Annotated in this window: 18 protein-coding genes and 3 tRNA genes; 12 read left to right on the top strand and 9 right to left on the bottom strand. The window is 56.2% G+C overall.

Annotated features, from left to right (window positions below):
• Positions 1-23: 23 nt before the first annotated feature.
• Positions 24-938, top strand: coding sequence for a DMT family transporter (locus AC1V0D_RS03130; RefSeq protein ID WP_140924379.1), 915 nt, complete (start codon positions 24-26; stop codon positions 936-938).
• Here AC1V0D_RS03130 and rutG read toward each other — a convergent pair whose 3' ends face one another.
• From rutG to rutA, 6 genes are read right to left on the bottom strand one after another with little or no spacing between them, the layout of a single operon-like run.
• The gene (gene rutG, locus AC1V0D_RS03135; protein ID WP_058958004.1) at positions 939-2264 is read right to left on the bottom strand and encodes a pyrimidine utilization transport protein G; all 1326 of its coding nucleotides are present in this window, start codon (positions 2262-2264) and stop codon (positions 939-941) included.
• 49 nt (positions 2265-2313) lie between these two features.
• Positions 2314-2826 carry an NADH-dependent FMN reductase RutF gene (gene rutF, locus AC1V0D_RS03140; protein WP_033736345.1) on the bottom strand — a complete coding sequence of 171 codons (513 nt, stop codon included), beginning with the start codon at positions 2824-2826 and terminating at the stop codon, positions 2314-2316.
• A gap of 18 nt (positions 2827-2844) precedes the next feature.
• A complete protein-coding gene (gene rutD / locus AC1V0D_RS03145) occupies positions 2845-3651 on the bottom strand; it encodes a pyrimidine utilization protein D (protein WP_482906954.1) in 807 nt (268 codons plus the stop codon).
• On the bottom strand, positions 3651-4046 hold the full coding sequence (gene rutC / locus AC1V0D_RS03150) for a pyrimidine utilization protein C (protein ID WP_009090999.1): 396 nt from the start codon (positions 4044-4046) through the stop codon (positions 3651-3653). Before rutC ends, rutD begins: the two co-directional genes overlap by 1 nt.
• 17 nt (positions 4047-4063) lie before the next feature.
• Positions 4064-4777, bottom strand: coding sequence for a pyrimidine utilization protein B (rutB, locus tag AC1V0D_RS03155; RefSeq protein WP_046102030.1), 714 nt, complete (start codon positions 4775-4777; stop codon positions 4064-4066).
• A complete protein-coding gene (rutA, locus tag AC1V0D_RS03160) occupies positions 4777-5868 on the bottom strand; it encodes a pyrimidine utilization protein A (RefSeq protein WP_009090995.1) in 1092 nt (363 codons plus the stop codon). Before rutA ends, rutB begins: the two co-directional genes overlap by 1 nt.
• 307 nt (positions 5869-6175) lie before the next feature.
• Between rutA and rutR the strand changes: the two genes are divergently transcribed.
• Together rutR and AC1V0D_RS03170 are read left to right on the top strand one after the other, a co-directional pair.
• A complete protein-coding gene (gene rutR / locus AC1V0D_RS03165) occupies positions 6176-6811 on the top strand; it encodes an HTH-type transcriptional regulator RutR (protein ID WP_482906955.1) in 636 nt (211 codons plus the stop codon).
• Positions 6812-6849: 38 nt separating this feature from the next.
• Positions 6850-7824, top strand: a complete 975-nt coding sequence (locus AC1V0D_RS03170; protein ID WP_058958002.1) for a metal-dependent hydrolase — start codon at positions 6850-6852, stop codon at positions 7822-7824.
• A 44-nt stretch (positions 7825-7868) separates the two neighbouring features.
• Here AC1V0D_RS03170 and cycA read toward each other — a convergent pair whose 3' ends face one another.
• Positions 7869-9269, bottom strand: coding sequence for a D-serine/D-alanine/glycine transporter (cycA, locus tag AC1V0D_RS03175; protein ID WP_046101562.1), 1401 nt, complete (start codon positions 9267-9269; stop codon positions 7869-7871).
• A 287-nt stretch (positions 9270-9556) separates the two neighbouring features.
• On the opposite strand from cycA, the gene AC1V0D_RS03180 reads away from it, so the two are divergent.
• From AC1V0D_RS03180 to AC1V0D_RS03190, 3 genes are all read left to right on the top strand, one after another.
• Complete coding sequence (locus tag AC1V0D_RS03180) at positions 9557-10252, top strand: extensin-like domain-containing protein (RefSeq protein ID WP_482906956.1); 696 nt, start codon at positions 9557-9559, stop codon at positions 10250-10252.
• 1166 nt (positions 10253-11418) lie between these two features.
• Entirely contained in the window at positions 11419-12141 is a 723-nt protein-coding gene (locus AC1V0D_RS03185; RefSeq protein WP_009090985.1) for an autoinducer binding domain-containing protein, read from the top strand.
• Between the two features lie 119 nt (positions 12142-12260).
• Positions 12261-12872: an acyl-homoserine-lactone synthase gene (locus AC1V0D_RS03190; protein ID WP_033736343.1), complete on the top strand. Its 612-nt coding sequence runs from the start codon at positions 12261-12263 to the stop codon at positions 12870-12872.
• A 37-nt stretch (positions 12873-12909) separates the two neighbouring features.
• Here the strand turns inward: AC1V0D_RS03190 and AC1V0D_RS03195 are convergent, their stop codons facing one another.
• On the bottom strand, positions 12910-13134 hold the full coding sequence (locus AC1V0D_RS03195) for a DUF2594 family protein (RefSeq protein ID WP_003849983.1): 225 nt from the start codon (positions 13132-13134) through the stop codon (positions 12910-12912).
• A 430-nt stretch (positions 13135-13564) separates the two neighbouring features.
• Here AC1V0D_RS03195 and uvrY point away from each other — a divergent pair, with 430 nt between their 5' ends.
• The 6 genes from uvrY to AC1V0D_RS03225 all read left to right on the top strand — a co-directional run bounded on the left by uvrY (position 13565) and on the right by AC1V0D_RS03225 (position 17106).
• On the top strand, positions 13565-14224 hold the full coding sequence (gene uvrY, locus AC1V0D_RS03200) for a UvrY/SirA/GacA family response regulator transcription factor (protein ID WP_009090981.1): 660 nt from the start codon (positions 13565-13567) through the stop codon (positions 14222-14224).
• A complete protein-coding gene (gene uvrC / locus AC1V0D_RS03205; protein WP_111208065.1) occupies positions 14217-16049 on the top strand; it encodes an excinuclease ABC subunit UvrC in 1833 nt (610 codons plus the stop codon). Before uvrY ends, uvrC begins: the two co-directional genes overlap by 8 nt.
• Before the next feature lie 69 nt (positions 16050-16118).
• Positions 16119-16667 (top strand): CDP-diacylglycerol--glycerol-3-phosphate 3-phosphatidyltransferase, encoded by a 549-nt coding sequence (gene pgsA / locus AC1V0D_RS03210; RefSeq protein WP_009090977.1) that lies wholly within the window; start codon positions 16119-16121, stop codon positions 16665-16667.
• Between the two features lie 152 nt (positions 16668-16819).
• A tRNA-Gly gene (locus AC1V0D_RS03215) sits at positions 16820-16895 on the top strand.
• A 40-nt stretch (positions 16896-16935) separates the two neighbouring features.
• Positions 16936-17009 (top strand) — tRNA-Cys (locus tag AC1V0D_RS03220).
• Between the two features lie 10 nt (positions 17010-17019).
• Positions 17020-17106, top strand: a tRNA-Leu gene (locus AC1V0D_RS03225).
• Between the two features lie 111 nt (positions 17107-17217).
• On the opposite strand, the gene AC1V0D_RS03230 is transcribed toward AC1V0D_RS03225, so the two are convergent.
• Positions 17218-17475, bottom strand: a complete 258-nt coding sequence (locus AC1V0D_RS03230; RefSeq protein ID WP_482906957.1) for a hypothetical protein — start codon at positions 17473-17475, stop codon at positions 17218-17220.
• Positions 17476-17520: the final 45 nt, after the last annotated feature.

Raw genomic sequence — 17520 nt, forward strand, 5'->3', positions numbered from 1 at the left:
CCGAATCTTTTATCAGGTGAATTATGTCGGACACTCTCCGCGGCTTATCCCTGCGCCTGACGCGGCAGGAGCTGGTGTTAATCTTTATAACTATGATCTGGGGCGGGACCTTTCTGGTGGTGCATCGGGCGATGCAGCACTCGGGACCGTTCTTTTTCGTCGGTCTGCGTTTTGCCACCGCCGCACTGCTGCTGGCGCTCTTTTTCCGACGCTATCTCAAAGGAATAACCTGGCTGGAAGTGAAAGCCGGGACGCTGATTGGCCTGTCGATTGCCGGCGGTTACGGTCTGCAGACCTGGGGAATGCAGACCATCTCCAGCAGTCAGTCCGCGTTTCTCACTGCGCTCTACGTGCCGGTGGTGCCGCTGCTGCAATGGCTGTTTTTACGACGTCCGCCGGGCATCATGTCATGGCTGGGGATTGTGCTGGCCTTCACCGGTCTGCTGCTGGTGGCGGGGCCGCAGGATGGCCGTATCAGCCTGAATGCCGGGGAGATAGCCACCCTGTTCAGTACGCTGGCGATTGCCGCTGAGATTATCTTAATCAGCCGCTTTGCCAGTCGGGTCGATGTGCGTCGCGTGACGATGATCCAGCTCGCGGTGGCGTCGCTGTGCGCCTTTGCGCTGATGATCCCCAATGGGGAGACGGTACCTGTGATTTCCATGCCGCTGCTGTTCAGTGCGCTGGGACTGGGCGCGGCCAGCGCGCTGATTCAGGTCACGATGAACTGGGCGCAGCGCAGCGTGTCACCCACGCGTGCCACGGTTATTTACGCCGGTGAGCCGGTCTGGGCGGGTGTGGTCGGACGTATCGCTGGTGAGCGGCTGCCTGCACTGGCGCTGGTGGGTGGGGCGCTGATTGTCTGTGGCGTGATTGTCAGTGAACTGCGGCTGAAACGAAAGAAAGCGGTGCAGCCTGCTGCCACACCGCTGGAGTAGTTAACCCTGCTGACGCGCCAGCTTATCCTGCTGCATGGCGCGGTTACGGCGCAGAATGGCATTGAGGATAATCGCCCCAAAGGTCGCCGTGCCGATGCCGCCCAGCGTGAATGAACCGATTTTAAGCGCAAAGTCACCTGCGCCAAGGACCAGCGTTGTCGCCACCATGATCAGGTTACTGTTCTGGCCTAAATCGACCTGATTCTGAACCCAGATGCGCGCGCCCGCTACCGCAATCAGTCCGAAGACCACAATCGAGGCACCGCCGATAACCGGCGCCGGAATGGTGTGGATCAGCGCACCGAACTTCGGCGAGAAACCGGCCAGGATCGCGATGACCGCCGCAGCAACAAATGCCAGCGTCGAGTAGACCTTGGTCACCGCCATCACCCCGATGTTTTCCGCATAGGTGGTCACCCCGCTGCCGCCGATTGAACCGGAGAGCATCGTGGCAAGACCATCGCCCACAAAGGCGCGTCCCATATACGGGTCGAGGTTGCGTCCGGTCATGCCCGCTACCGCTTTCAGGTGGCCGAGGTTCTCCGCCACCAGGATAATGGCGACGGGGGCGATTAATACCATCGCATGCAGATCAAAGGTCGGCGAGGTGGTATGCGGCAGACCAAACCACGCCGCCTGTGACAGCGCCGTAAAATCCACCGGCTTGCCCAGTCCCAGAACGTTAGTCAGCAGGGCATAGATCGCCCACGCCAGAATCAGCCCCACCAGAATCAGCAGGCGCTGAACCATTCCGCGGGTAAAGACGGCCACCAGGCCAATACATAACACGGTCATCACCGCGATCCAGCTGTCGAAGGCGGAGGCTGAGACGCTGTGCACCGCAATCGGTGCCAGATTCAGCCCGATAGCCATCACCACGGCTCCGGTCACCACGGGCGGCATCAGATTCTCAATCCAGCGGGTGCCGGATTTCATTACCACCACGCCTATCAGCGTATAGAGCAGGCCGCAGGCGATGACGCCACCCAGCGCCACGCTGAGGTTGGGGTTCAGCCCCTGACCGCTGAAACCGGTCACCGCAATCACAACGCCCACAAACGCGGCGCTTGACCCGAGATAGCTGGGCACGCGACCGCCGGTAATAAAGAAGAACAGCAGGGTCCCTATCCCGGAGACCAGAATCGCCAGATTGGGATCCAGTCCCATCAGCAGCGGCATCAGCACCGTTGCGCCAAACATCGCCACCGCGTGCTGTAAACCCAGCACCAGCGTCTGCCCCGCAGGCAGTGTCTCATCCGGGGCGATAATACCGTTTTCTGTTAAAGCCGACTTCTTTTGCCATTGCGGAAACCAGGATCGTGCCATCGTCTACTCCAGAGCGTTATGAATGCCGGTGGGTTTCAGGGAAGGGTTATCAGGCTTCCTGCCGCATCAGGGGATGGTATCCCCGGTCAAACCAGGCCAGGCCGTGAGAATCGTCGTTGCGCACTACGGCCAGGACTTCACAGAACAGGGTGTCATGGGTGCCGACGCTGACAATCTGAGTGATCCGGCAGTCAAAGGAGGCGACCGCGCCGCTCAGCACCGGCGAGCCGGTAACGGCCGTCGACCACTCTGCGGCCACAAACCGCTCAGCCATCGGGGTTTTACCACCAAACAGCGTGGAGAGCGCTTCATGGCCCGCCGCCAGAGTGTTAACGCACAGCTGCATGTTTTCGCGGAACACCGGATAAACCGAGGCCGAACGGTTCAGGCAGACCAGCAGTGTAGGGGGCGCATCCGTGACACTGCACACCGCAGAGGCGGTGAAGCCTGCGCGTCCGGCAGGACCTTCCGTGGTAATGATGTTGACCGCCGCGCCCAGGCGCGACATCGCATGACGAAAGGCCGTTTTGTCAACGGCAGGGGTAAGGGTATCCAGGCTCATAATCTTCTCCGCAAAAGCTTAGACGACGCGCTGCAGGGGCTGCACGTCATCGGTCTGATCCAGCCACTGCAGCAGCAGGGCATTAAAGGTTTCGGCGTCGGTGACGCTCATGGCGTGTCCGCCCCAGGCCATTCTCTGCTCCGTGGCGTTGGGCAGGGCGGCAGCCAGCGCGGATGAGCAGCTCCACGGCACCAGCAGGTCATCTTCACTGGCGATAACCAGCACCGGTTGCGGGATCGCGGCTGCCCGGGCGCTGAAATCTGCGCTCATCAGGGCGTGCAGCCGGCGCATCAGGTTTTCCATGCCCTGAAAATGGGCGACATGATGACTGTCCTCCTGCTCAAGCCGCGTCTGATGCTGCGCCATCCATTCTGCCGGATAGAGAAACAGCGGCTGAGCACGGACAAAGGCCTCCACGCCGACGTTCAGCAGCAGATCCTGGCGCACCTGAAAGCAGCGGCGGGTATGGGGATGCAGCGACAACCAGCCGTTGATCACCACGATCCGCTCGATCCGCTCCGGGTAATCCAGCGCCAGCTGCATCCCCAGCAGGCCACCCAGCGCATGACCAATCAGGCTGAAGCGCAGGATGCCGTGCTGCGCCAGCGCATCGGCCAGCTCCGCCGCCATCATCGCCATGCTGTAGCCCTCCGGCAGCGTGTCAGCACTGCGTCCGGTGCCGCGCTGGTCATAACAGACCACCCGATAGCGTGTCGTCAGCGCCGCCAGCTGTGGCTGCCAGAAACCGGCTACGCCGCCCAGCCCGGAGGAGAGCACCAGCGTCGGTGCATCGGGATTTTGCAGGCCCAGAATATCCAGCTGCATCAGACCTCCGGCTTGCCAATGTGGGCCACGCTGGCGATCTCAATCAGCGCATCCGGTTTGACCAGCCCGCACTGAATACAGAATCGGGCCGGTTTGTCGCCGGGAAAGTAGTCGGCGTAGACCTGGTTCACCGCACCATAGTTTGCCCAGTCGGTGATAAAAATAGAGTTGAAGGTGACATCCGCCATCGTGCCACCCGCGGTTTCAATCACCTTTTTAATGGTTTCCAGCACGTGGCGGGTCTGCGCGGCGGCATCCCCGACGTGCACCACGTTGTTGTCAGCATCAAACGGCAGCGTGCCCGAAACATAGACCACGCCATCTGCCAGCGTGCCAGGGACAAACGGGGCGATGGGCGTCGTGGTGCCCGGTGGAACAATGATACTTTTTGGCATAGCGTCATCCTCGGTGATCAGGGGGCTTTCAGGCTTTCGCAGAAGGTATCGACATCCGATACCCAGCCAAAAAAGGTTTCGATATTGAACAGCGCCGCCTGCTGGGCAAATGGCGGGCCTGCCTGGTAGGTTGCGTCTTCCAGCACCACGCCGAAGTACTCCAGAAAGAAGCCGTCGCGCAGCGTCGATTCCACACAGACGTTGGTGGCAATGCCGGTAAAGATCAGATGACGAATGCCGCGACTGCGCAGCATGCTGTCGAGCGGCGTGTTATAGAAGCCGCTGTAGCGCGATTTGGGCAGCACAATGTCCCCGGGCTGCGGCACCAGTTCATCCACCAGTGCGTAATCCCAGCCGCCTTTGGAAAGCAGCGTGCCCTGCAGTTCAGGTCGTTTGCGCATGGTTTTCAGCGCATTAGATTTGTGGAAGTTGGGCGAACCGGCATCACCGGCTTCAACATAGTCACTGTCCCAGCCGTTCTGGAACCAGATAATCTGCACGCCTGCGGCACGCGCCGCCGTCACTGCCTGATGAATCTTCGCTATCACCGGTTGCGTGGCGGAAACATCAAAGCCCGCCAGGTCAAGATAACCCCCTTCAGTGGCGTAGGCGTTCTGCATATCGACCACGATCAGCGCACTCTGACCGGGGGGAAAAGCAATCGGCTCCGGCCGGGCTGGCAGTTCGACCTGAGTCACCTCAGGCGTGTGAGCGCAGTAAACGGTATTCATCATGCCACCTCCTTCTGTGCATCCAGCAGGGCGCTGCGACAGCGCATCAGCGGCTGGATGTGCTGTCCGAAGTTCTCGATCCCTTCCAGGAAATCATCAAAGGTCAGCAGCACGCCGTGGGTGCCTTCAACCTGAGCCACTTCATCCAGCATCCGCGCCACGCTGGCCCAGGAGCCGACCAGGGTACCCATGTTGATGTTGACGGCAGAGGTGGGGTCGGCCATCTGGCGCACGTTGGTGTCGCTGCCCGATTTGGTATCCTGCTGACTCTGGGTGGTCAGCCAGGAGAGCGCCTCTTCATCGGCACCGGCTTTATAGTGTTCCCACTTCGCCCGCGCTTCCTCATCGGTTTCCGCGGCAATGATCATGAACAGGACGTAGGAGCCGACATCGCGACCGGCTTTCTCCGCCGCCTGTTTCATGCGAATCGAGGTTGAGCTGAACGCGGCAGGGGTGTTTACCCCTTTGCCGAAGCAGAAGTTGTAATCGGCATACTGTGCGGAGAAGGCCATACCGGCATCGCTCTGACCGGCGCAGATGACCTTCATCGGGCGCTGCGGCTGCGGACTGACGCGACAGTCGTTCATGGTGAAGAATTCACCTTTAAAGTCCGATTTTCCGGTGCCCCACAGGTCGCGCAGCACGGTAACGTATTCGGTCAGATAGGCGTAGCGGCTGCTGAAGTACTCATCGCCAGGCCACATACCCATCTGTTCATATTCCGGTTTCTGCCAGCCGGTGACCAGGTTGACGCCGAAACGGCCGCCAGAGATGGAGTCAATGGTGGACGCCATGCGCGCCACAATGGCCGGTGGCAGCGTCAGGGTGGCGGCAGTGGCATAAATTTCAATACGTGAGGTGACGGCCGCCAGACCAGCCATCAGGGTGAATGATTCCAGGTTATGATCCCAGAATTCTGTTTTTCCGCCGAAGCCGCGCAGTTTGATCATCGAAAGCGCAAAGTCGAAATGGTAATGCTCTGCTTTCAGTACGATTGCCTTGTTGAGTTCAAAGGTTGGCATGTACTGCGGTGCATTGGAGGAGATCAGCCAGCCATTGTTACCAATCGGAATAAAGACGCCTATCTTCATGTGAAACCTCGTTGCGATGGGGGGAAAGGTGTTTCACGCGCGGCACTGCATCCTGCCTCATCCCTGTGGGCTGCGCTCAGTCACAATTTTGCAAACCCTGTGCCACAATTTTTAATTGTTTATATAACAATGGGTTAAAATGGAGAGGAGAAATAAAAGTGGAGTGACTGGTCCATTTCAGACCGTTTGGTCAAAATTCGCTGCACGTTTTCCATGCAGGCTGAGCAAAAAAGGTGCAGCACGCTGGTTAGGCAGCCAGGGATCCCTTTGCTATGATGCGATGACACCTGACGGATGAGGTAAGGCAGTGAAAACCGATGAAAAAAAGCCAACGCGTCGTTCACGCGCGGTGGCGGCAAAGCGAGCGGCGATACTGGATGCGGCGCTGACCCTGTTCTCGCAGTTTGGTATTCATGGCACCAGCCTCGATAAGGTGGCCGAGCTGGCAGACGTTTCCAAAACCAATCTGCTCTACTATTTTCCCTCGAAAGAGGCGCTCTATGTGGCGGTGCTGAAACAGATTCTGGATGTCTGGCTGGCGCCGCTGCGCGCGCTGGCGCACGATCAGGATCCGCTGATGGCCATCCGACGCTATATCCGGCTGAAGCTGGAGGTGTCGCGGGATCATCCTCAGGCCTCCCGGCTGTTCTGCCTGGAGATGCTGCAGGGCGCACCGCTGCTGAAAGGGGAGCTGGCGGGCGACCTCAAGCAACTGGTGGATGATAAGGCGGCGATAATTGAGCGCTGGATTGATGAAGGGCGTCTGGCTGGCGTCCAGCCGCAGCATCTGATCTTTATGCTCTGGGCCACTACGCAGCACTATGCCGATTTCGCCACGCAGGTGGAGGCGGTGACCGGACAGACCCTCAGCGACGGCGCGTTCTTTGAGCAGACTGTCGAGAACGTTCAGCGCATGATCATTGAAGGCATTCGCGTACGCTGATTCCGCGCAGATTCACGGTTCGGTAACGGAGTTAATCTATGGATTCTGTTTCGCAGTGGGTACTGGGCGCCTCCGTCAGCGTCGCGGTGATGGGGCGTCGGGTTCCGATCTGGCAGGCGGCACTGGTTGGGGGTGTCTGCGGCACCCTGCCCGATCTGGATGTCTTTATCGATCATGGCGATGCAATACGCAACATGACGCTGCATCGCACCGAAAGTCATGCGCTGCTCTGGCTCACGCTGATCTCCCCGCTGGTTGCCTGGCTGGTGGCGGGGCTGTGTCGTCAACGGGTGGCATGGCGGGCGTGGTGGCCCGCCATCTGGCTGGCACTGATCACGCACCCGCTGCTCGACCTGATGACGGTGTATGGCACCCAGCTTGGCCTGCCGCTCACTGACTTTCCCTATGCGATTGGCAGCATCTACATTATCGATCCCCTCTATACGCTGCCGCTGCTGGTGGGGCTGGCTGTGGCGCTCTGGCGTGGCGGCGAACGGGGACTGCGCGGCAACCGGCTGGGATTAACGCTGAGCTCGCTTTATCTGGTCTGGAGCGTGGTGATTCAGGGCGTGGCAGGCTGGCAGATCCGGCAGTCGCTGACCGGGCAGGGGATTCCGACCGATAAGGTACTGGTGACGCCAACGGCGTTCAATACGCTGGTCTGGCGCAGCGTGATCCTGACCGGCGACCGCTATGGCGAAGCTTACTGGTCGTTACTGTCGCCTTCGCGTCCGCTACAGGTGACGTGGTATCCGCGTCATCCCGAACTTTACAAAGGGTTCCGTGGCAGCTGGTATGCAGAACGCGTCGCCTGGTTCAGCCACGGTTTTTATGCCCTGCGTGAGCAGGATGGGCAGACGACGATAGCTGACCTGCGTATGGGCGAAGGGGAAAACTATACCTTTACCTTTGGTCTCGGCACGCCTCAGCAGCCCGATCCCCGGCCGCAGCGCTTACCTTCTGAACGGCCTTCGTTGTCCGCCAGCTTTTCTGCGCTGGGCGAACGCCTGTAAAAAAGCCCGGTCATCTGACCGGGCTTCCTCTCTGACAGGCAGAACTAGCGACTGCGTGAGCCGCGATGACGCAGCCACCAGCCCACACCCAGCAGGGCGAACCAGAGTGGCGTCACCATCAGCGCCTGACGCGTATCATCCTGCAGGGTCAGCAGCACCAGCACAAAGGCAAAGAAGGCCATGCAGACCCAGCACATCAGCTTGCCCAGCGGCATCTTAAAGCCGGATTCCGCATGACGCTGCGGATGCTTTTTGCGATAGGCCAGATAGCTGCACAGGATGATAGTCCAGACAAACATAAACAGAATCGCCGAGACGGTGGTTACCAGGGTGAAGACCGTCATCACATCCGGGATCAGGTAGATTAACGCCACGCCCGCCAGCAGGCAGAAGCAGGAGAAAAACAGACCGGTGGTCGGGACGGCGCGGGCTGAGAGCCGGCCAAAGGCGCGGCTGGCAACCCCCTGCTGTGACAGACCATAGAGCATCCGGCTGGTGGAGAAGATGCCGCTGTTCGCGGAGGAGGCAGCTGAGGTCAGCACCACAAAGTTGACGATACTCGCGGCAGCGGGCAGGCCAATCAGGACAAACATCTCAACAAACGGGCTGCGATCGGCCATCACCTGGGTCCATGGCGTCACCGCCATAATAACCATCAACGCCAGCACATAAAACATAATGACCCGCAGCGGGATGGCATTAATCGCGCGTGGCAGGACTTTATGCGGATCGTGAGTCTCTGCCGCCGCCGTGCCAACCAGTTCAATCCCGACAAAAGCGAACACCGCAATCTGGAATCCGGCAAAGAAGCCGCTGAGCCCTTTCGGGAACAGTCCGCCATGATCCCAGATGTTGCTCAGTGCCGCCGTACCGCCGCCCGGAGAGGGGTAGTGGATGGAGACCAGCACAATGCCCGTCACGATCAGCGCGACAATGGCGACGATTTTAATAATCGCAAACCAGAACTCCATCTCGCCGAACAGCTTGACGGTCGCAATGTTGAGTGCCAGAAAGACCACCACGCAGAGCAGGGCGCTCATCCAGATCGAGAAGCCCGGAAACCAGAGCTGGAAATAGGCGCTGATGGCCACCACGTCAGCGATGCCGGTGACCACCCAACAGAACCAGTAGGTCCAGCCGGTAAAGTAGCCTGCCCAGGGGCCGAGCAGATCCGCGGCAAAGTCGCTGAACGATTTATACTCCAGATTGGAGAGCAGCAGTTCTCCCATCGCGCGCATGACAAAGAACAGCATAAAGCCGATGATCATATAGACGAAAATGATCGAGGGGCCGGCCAGGCTGATGGTTTTACCTGAACCCATAAACAGGCCCGTTCCGATCGCGCCGCCGATGGCGATCAGCTGAATGTGTCGGTTGTGCAGGTTGCGCCGTAGCTTGTCGGGGCCTTCCTGCGTTAAGGGGGCATCTTTAGATTGATCGACCATAGAATACTCTTTCCTGTCTTGATGTTGTGTCAGCTCTGCTGGCTGATAATGAATAGCCTTACCCGAAGGGCTGGTCGGCATAAGATAGAGGAAGTCACCCCAAAGCCGGTAACAGTTTTTTACCTGATGTGACACCGGCCATGGTCAGCCAGAGCAATCGTTGCGCATTCTGGTTAATCCTGCGTCAGCCAGGGTAAGGATTCATCACGTTATGTCAGTTGCACAGCGCAGCGTGAATCTGGCTTCTACACTTTTTGTTTGCTAATCATCATGCTGCGAGAGGGGTTATGCGCACGCTTATCCTGTTTTTGCTGTTAATCGCGCTGGGCTGGATGAGTCTGCCATGGCTGAAGCAGCATCTGCCACCGCAGTTCAATCCCTTTACCCCGCTCGCCGTTACCGATCCTCCGGGCTGGATGACGCAGCTTAAGATGAAACGGCTGGCCAGCGATCCCGATGCCTGCCTTGCCGTGATGCGCCGCGCTCAGCAGGCCGGTTGGGTGACGTTCAGCGAACGACCGGCAGTGACGGGCAACTGTCCCCTCAGCGACCCGCTGCGCATTCAGCGATTTGGTCCGGTGAGCCTCAGCAGCAGCTTTCTGGCGAGCTGTCCGATGGCGGTTGCCAGTACGATGTATGCCCTGCGCAGTCGTCAACAGACCGCCAGGGATATGCAGAGTCCACTGGTACGGATTACGCATGTTGGCAGCTACGCCTGCCGTAACATTTATCATCGCGCGCAGGGGCGATTAAGTGAACATGCCACCGCCGATGCCTGGGATGTGACCGGCTTCCAGCTGGCGGATGGTCAGCGGCTTGAGATCAGTCGTCACTGGCAGCAGCCCGGGCAAAAAGCGGCCATGCTGCATACCTTGTGGCGGGGGGGATGTGAGGTGTTTGGCAATGCGCTGGGCCCGGATTACAACACGGCACATGCTTCACATTTTCATCTGGGGATGCGGGGCGCGGGCTATTGCCGGTAAATCATCAGTCAGGACTAATACCATCTTTGATTAATAATTGATCGGCTATCTGTAAAAATTCAGTCCAGTTATCTGCTGGAATCTGGCACCGGCCGGAAATCATTCATTCGCTGAGAGAACAACATTAAGGCATTTGATTTTAGTGCCATCTATTTAAAGAGTAAAACTGTCCGCCGAATAAATGCGCTATTCCCTTTTTTCTCCTCTCTCATCAAATTCTCGTCACTGAGCGGCAGAATGAAAATATTTCACCATACAGACAGCCGAATTAAGTGAAATGAGAAGGGAAAATTAACAAATGCGCTGGGGCGTTATCTCTGTTTTTTTACAGGCAGGATTATTTTTCAGATAGTTTAACCCGGTGACTACCTTTAATGTCATTCTGCTGACTAAACTACGATAAAGGGTGAGCCTGCTAACGAAACAGCCGCTTCGCTTTTAACGGGATCGAAATCAGGCTGAAGAGATAAGTGAGGCTTATCAGGAAGCGGTTTTTGCCTGACCTTTTCTTTTGCAGGCTGTCAGGATGATAAACAGCAAAAAGCCGCCGGATGGCAGAAGAAAAATAGAGGGTGGTCAGGGGCCACGGGTTAACTTAAGCAACAGAACCGGCGCAGGTCTGCAGAAAAACGCAGCACAACATTTGTGGTCCTGAGCCCGCAGCGGCAGGCCAGCGAGCCTCTCCGCCTGCCCCGCTGCGTTTCCCGGTGGCCGGATGATCCGCCAGCCAGGTGCGCGCCGGACAAGTTTAAAAAAGCAGATCTTATTTCCTGATGAGAAATATGTTGGCGGTTCCTGGGGAGGCAGCGTTAATCGAATTGAATTAACGTCTTGTTTACTCATTATTTACTCAATAAGCAGTAGCGCTATTTATTATTTCCGCTCCATTTGCAAATTTGCGATAAAGTGTCACCAGGTGACAGGCATTGAAATCCTATAAGAAAAATCTTATTCTTAGGGTGTGATTGAAAATGGCGTGACTGACCTCACATTGCCCGGACAGGGACACGTTTTCACTCCGCCATGACGATGAAAGGTAAAAGGCGCTTCATCAGGCAACGGATTCATCTCTGACGATATATTCATTTTTTCTGAAAAATTTAAACTCTCTGATGAGTCTGATTGAATAGCATTGGAAGGGCGGGTGAAAATAATGCTGAGGCAATATGAGTAGTGAAAATTATTTCGCCTGGCGAAGCAGTGTGAAAGAACAATTTCAGGCATTAACGACCTCATCTGAATTGAAGGCGTTATTGCAACATTTTACGGAATCATTAGGCTTCGATTATTTTGCTTTTTTGATTCAGCACCCGGTGCCATTTACCCGACCGCGCATTCATTTATACAGCACCTATCCCACATTATGGGTTAAGCGCTATGAGAAGCAGAATTATTACGCGGTGGACCCGGTGCTGAGCTTGTGTCAGCGACCAGGGAGGGGGATGGCATGGACGGAGGCGCAGTTTGCTGACGCAGGCAACCTGTGGCGGGAGTCGCGGGAATATGGGCTTCAGAGCGGTTTTTCTTGCTCTGCAATGGCACCAAATCGCGTCATTGGTATATTATCTATATCGTCCCAACAGCCCATTTCTGTCCAGCTCTGCCATGCTGAGCTGGAGGTGAAACTCCACCTTTTAGCGGAACTAAGCCTGGATACGCTGGAACGCTTTAGCGATGATGCGATGATGGTACTGAAAAATGCGTTAAGTCAGCGCGAGCTGGAAATTCTGAAATGGACAGCCGAAGGAAAAACGGCGGTCGAGATTTCACTTATTTTATCCATCTCTGAACATACCGTTAACTTTCATCAAAAAAATATGCAAAAGCGTTTCAATGTTTCCAATAAAACGCAGATTGCCTGTTATGCAGCCGCAATCGGACTGATTTGAACATCAACAACTGCCACCTTTGGCAGTTTCTTTGTACGGGTCAGTTGTCTACCCTGCGCCGGAACTTTGCCAGGCTGGCGCAAAAAATCATTGCAACATGGGGATGTCAGAGGCGCATGATGAAAATAGTGCAAACGCAGTTAAAGGATATGCCATCCTCTTTGCTCGCCGAGCTGGGCAGCTACCGTTACAGCGTCTTTGCGCGCGGCGAAGGGTGGTCTATTCCCCCGCGCCTGAGCACGCCAGGACAGGAGTATGATCGCTACGATCGTTCAGATGTGACCTGGCTGATCGCATGGAATGCCCGTGCAGGGATCTGCGGCTGTGCCCGCCTGATGCCCTGGTTTGAGCCTGAGCAGAGTGAAGGCATCGTGCTGCCCTTCAGCCATGAGAAAGTCTGGGAAATGTCGCGCTTCTCTGCACGCCTGGATGTGGATGCCGAACTGCCGCTGAACATACTCTGGCACGCGGTACAGCTGGCGGAACTGCACGGCATGGAGTACATCATCAGTTCGGCAACGCCAATGCTGGAGAAGATGTTTGAGCAGCATCAGGTGGTCTATGAGCCACTCACACCCGGCCTGATTCTGTCAGAAGATAATCTGTTTGCGATCCGTATTCCGGTGACTCAGCCTGCGCTGGCAGAGAAGTATCGGGGCACCCGACGCTTCAGCCCGGAAGAGGTGCTGCCGACGCTGGGTGTGTCGGTCAACTGGCAGTCGCATAATTAGGTCAATTGCCCCCGCGGCTGGGGGCAACACAACACGCTTACTGACGGTAGGCGGTTTTAATCTGCTTGATGGTATTGCTGAACACTTCCGCCTGCGGTTTGTCGCCCAGCGTCTGTACATAGCGTTCCATGTTAATAATCACTTTTCCCGCATCAGCCTGACCCATCCCTTTCAGAATCAGGGTGATCATCATCTTCAGCCCCGCGATTTCATCCGCTAATTTCCGGGCTTCCTGGGAAGTTGCAAAATCTTCATCGCTCATGAGTTTCTCCTTGGTGAATGACAATGTGTCGGCAATCTGTCCGCACAGCAGTGCGTGAGTATACCACAGGGGAGGTAAGTTGCTGATGGTGCCGGTCCGCTTTGCCTTTAAAGGCTGTTTCGTCCAGCACAACTAATCAATCGCTGAAAGTAATCACACGATTGACTGGCCCGGAGCGGACAGCAATGCGTTGTAGACAGGTTTACCGAACGCGGTTGTTAATCTTCTGAAATACAGAGAATTTAATCAATATGCAACGATGCTGATGATGAGCAGAAAAGTCTGATGCGACGCGCCACGTCCGGCTGAGGGTAATGATGCAATGCGTCCACTGTTTTGCTTTGTTGATGTGCTTTTGGGGCAAAAGCGGGTATGATTACCGCTCACATTACCTGATTGCTTCCTCTTTTTAGCCTCTGGAGTTTCCCCGTTGATCAGTGTGCTTCTTGTTGATGACCATGAACTTGTCCGTGCCGGGATCCGTCGTATCCTGGAGGATGTTAAAGGGCTGGCCGTGGTCGGAGAGGTTAACTGCGGCGAGGATGCGGCCAAATGGTGCCGGTCCAATCAGGTGGATGTCATTCTGATGGACATGAATATGCCGGGTATTGGCGGGCTGGAAGCGACGCGAAAAATCGTGCGCTACAACCCCGATATCAAAATTATCATGCTGACTATCCATACCGAAAATCCGCTGCCTGCCAAAGTCATGCAGGCGGGGGCTGCGGGTTACCTCAGTAAAGGGGCCGCGCCGCAGGAAGTTATCAACGCGATTCGTTCGGTCAATGCCGGCCAGCGCTACATCGCGTCAGACATCGCCCAGCAGATGGCTCTGAGCCAGATTGAACCACAAAAAGCGGAATCTCCCTTCAGCTGTTTGTCGGAAAGGGAATTGCAGATTATGCTGATGATCACCCGAGGACAAAAGGTGACGGAAATTTCCGAGCAGTTAAATCTCAGTCCTAAAACCGTTAACAGTTACCGCTATCGGATGTTCAGCAAACTGAATATCAGTGGCGACGTCGAGTTAACGCATCTGGCCATTCGACATGGCCTCTACAATGCGGAGCCGTTAATCAGTAGTGAATGACGTTTTTGATTCCAGAGCTTTTCTGAGTACGGTAACCAGCAAGCCCGGTGTTTACCGCATGTATGACGCCTCAGGCACCGTCATCTATGTGGGCAAAGCCAAAGACCTGAAGAAGCGTTTGACCAGCTACTTCCGCACGCAGGTCGGCAGCCGCAAAACCGAAGCGCTGGTCAGCAATATCCAGCACATCGATGTTACCGTAACCCATACCGAAACCGAAGCGCTGCTGCTTGAGCATAACTACATCAAGCTCTATCAGCCGCGCTATAACGTCCTGCTGCGCGATGATAAATCGTATCCCTACATATTCCTCAGCAGCGATACCCATCCACGTCTGGCGATGCACCGTGGTGCAAAACATGCCAAAGGCGAATACTTCGGCCCGTTTCCGAATGGCTACGCGGTGCGTGAAACCCTGGGCCTGCTGCAAAAAGTATTCCCTATCCGCCAGTGCGAAAATAGCGTCTACCGCAATCGCTCCCGGCCCTGTCTGCAATATCAGATAGGCCGCTGCCTGGGTCCCTGTGTGGCCGGGCTGGTCAGTGAAGAGGAATATGCACAGCAGACCGACTATGTGCGCCTGTTCCTGGCCGGTAAAGACGATCAGGTGCTTAATCAGCTGGTCAGACGCATGGAAGAGGCGAGTACCGGGCTGCGTTTTGAAGAGGCGGCACGACTGCGCGACCAGATTCAGGCCGTGCGGCGGATCACTGAAAAGCAGTTTGTCTCAAATCAGGGTGATGACCTCGATGTCATGGGCGTGGCGTACGACGCCGGTATGGCCTGTCTTCACGTGCTCTTTATTCGTCAGGGTAAAGTATTGGGTAGCCGCAGCTACTTCCCGAAAGTCCCGGTGGATACCGATCTGGCCGAGGTGGTGCAGACCTTTGTCGGGCAGTTCTATCTGCAGGGCAGTGAGGCTCGCACCCTGCCAGGTGACATCCTGCTGGACTTTACCCTGCCAGAGCGCGAGCTGCTGGCTGAGTCTCTGAGTGAACTGGCGGGACGCCGGGTTAACATTCAGAGCAAGCCGCGCGGCGATCGCGCCCGTTACCTGAAGCTGGCGCGCACCAATGCCGCGACCGCGTTAACCACGCGTCTCTCTCAGCACTCCACTATTCATCAACGCCTGATGGCGCTGGCGGAGTTCCTTGAGCTTGACCGGATCACGCGCATGGAGTGTTTCGATATCAGTCACACCATGGGTGAGCAGACCATCGCCTCCTGCGTGGTCTTTGACCAGAACGGTCCGCTGCGCGCCGATTATCGCCGCTATAACATCAGTGGCATTACACCGGGCGATGACTACGCCGCCATGAACCAGGTGCTGCGTCGCCGCTATGGTAAAGCCATTGAAGAAGAGAAGATCCCGGATGTCATTCTGATTGATGGCGGTAAAGGGCAGCTGGCGCAGGCGATACAGGTCTTTGCGGAACTGGACGTGCCCTGGGATAAGACGCGGCCGATTCTGCTCGGCGTGGCTAAAGGCAGCGATCGCAAAGCCGGACTGGAGACGCTCTTCTTTGAAGCAGAAGGTGAGGGCGTTTCGCTGCCGCCTGATTCGCCCGCGCTGCATGTGATCCAGCACATTCGTGACGACGCTCACAATCATGCGATTTCGGGCCACCGTAAAAAACGGGCGAAAGTGAAGAACACCAGTGCACTGGAGAGCATCGAAGGGGTGGGGCCAAAACGACGTCAGCAACTGCTCAAGTACATGGGGGGCCTGCAACCGCTGATGAATGCGTCGGTGGAGGAGATCGCCAATGTGCCGGGTATCTCTCATGCGCTGGCAGAAAAAATATACTACTCACTGAAACACTAGCATTGAAACGGGGGGGGCAATGTAGGAACATAGGCTAAATTCTACCTATATCCAGACAGTTACCGGCATATGCAATTAAACATTCCGACGTGTCTCACCCTGTTTCGAGTCGTGCTCATCCCGTTCTTTGTGCTGGCTTTCTATCTGCCGTTCACCTGGGCACCGCTTGCTACCGCATTGATTTTTGTCTTTGCAGCCATCACCGACTGGTTTGATGGCTTCCTGGCGCGCCGCTGGAAGCAGACGACGCGTTTCGGGGCTTTTCTCGATCCGGTGGCGGACAAAGTCATGGTCGCGATTGCGCTGGTGCTGGTCGCAGAATATTTCCACGCCTGGTGGATTACTCTTCCTGCCGCAACCATGATTGCGCGCGAGATCATTATCTCTGCGCTGCGTGAGTGGATGGCGGAGATTGGCAAACGCAGCAGCGTATCGGTGTCCTGGATTGGTAAAGTCAAAACCACGGCTCAGATGTTCTCACTGTTTGCCTTGCTGTGGCGTCCGGATGCCACCATTGTGGCGGTGGGTGTCGTCGCGTTGTATGTGGCTGCGGTGCTGACTTTCTGGTCAATGTTCCAGTATTTAAGCGCGGCGCGCGGCGATCTGCTCGAACCGTGATCGATACGATTTAAAAAGCAGCAAACGGACAGGCGGTGAGGATAATTTTATTGACTCATCGCGTCAGGTCAGTAGAATGCAACGCATCGAAAGGCAGCGTGTCTGTCAGAAGATAAGTAAAATCAGCAGGTTCGACGAAATTGCTGAAAATTGCGGGAATAGCTCAGTTGGTAGAGCACGACCTTGCCAAGGTCGGGGTCGCGAGTTCGAGTCTCGTTTCCCGCTCCAGATTCGCAGGTCAGGTTAACCTGGCGGCACATCAGTTTAAGGCGCGTTGGCAGAGTGGCTATGCAGCGGATTGCAAATCCGTGTACCTCGGTTCGACTCCGGGACGCGCCTCCAGTTACACCCTGCCCGGGTGGTGAAATCGGTAGACACAAGGGATTTAAAATCCCTCGATCGTAAGGTCGTGCGGGTTCAAGTCCCGCCCCGGGCACCATATCGATTTACCAATAAAATCAATGATAAGCAGTGTCGTATGACCGCCTCATAAGGGCGGTTTTTTTGTGCCTGTTATACCGCACAGATTCTGTTTTCTGCCTGCATCCCCTCAGCCACGCGAGCTGAACACCAGTTCATCCGGCGTGTCACTGATCAGCACCATCCGCTGTGCCTCACCACTGGATGACACAAACGTCACTTCATGTCCGATGCTGAAAGCCGCAAAGGCGTCGGTGGGCTGAACCGACTTCTGGATCTCCAGCACCAGCCGCGAGGAAAAGGGTTGGTCATTGACCGTATCAAGATGATAATTCGCCGTAAAACTCAGCTCGGGTTGATCAATTACGTAGAATTGTCCTGAAGGCATAGTGTTGACCTCTGCATAATCTGACCATTACGTGCCGCCGGAACA

Source organism: Pantoea sp. PA1, from assembly GCF_056856975.1.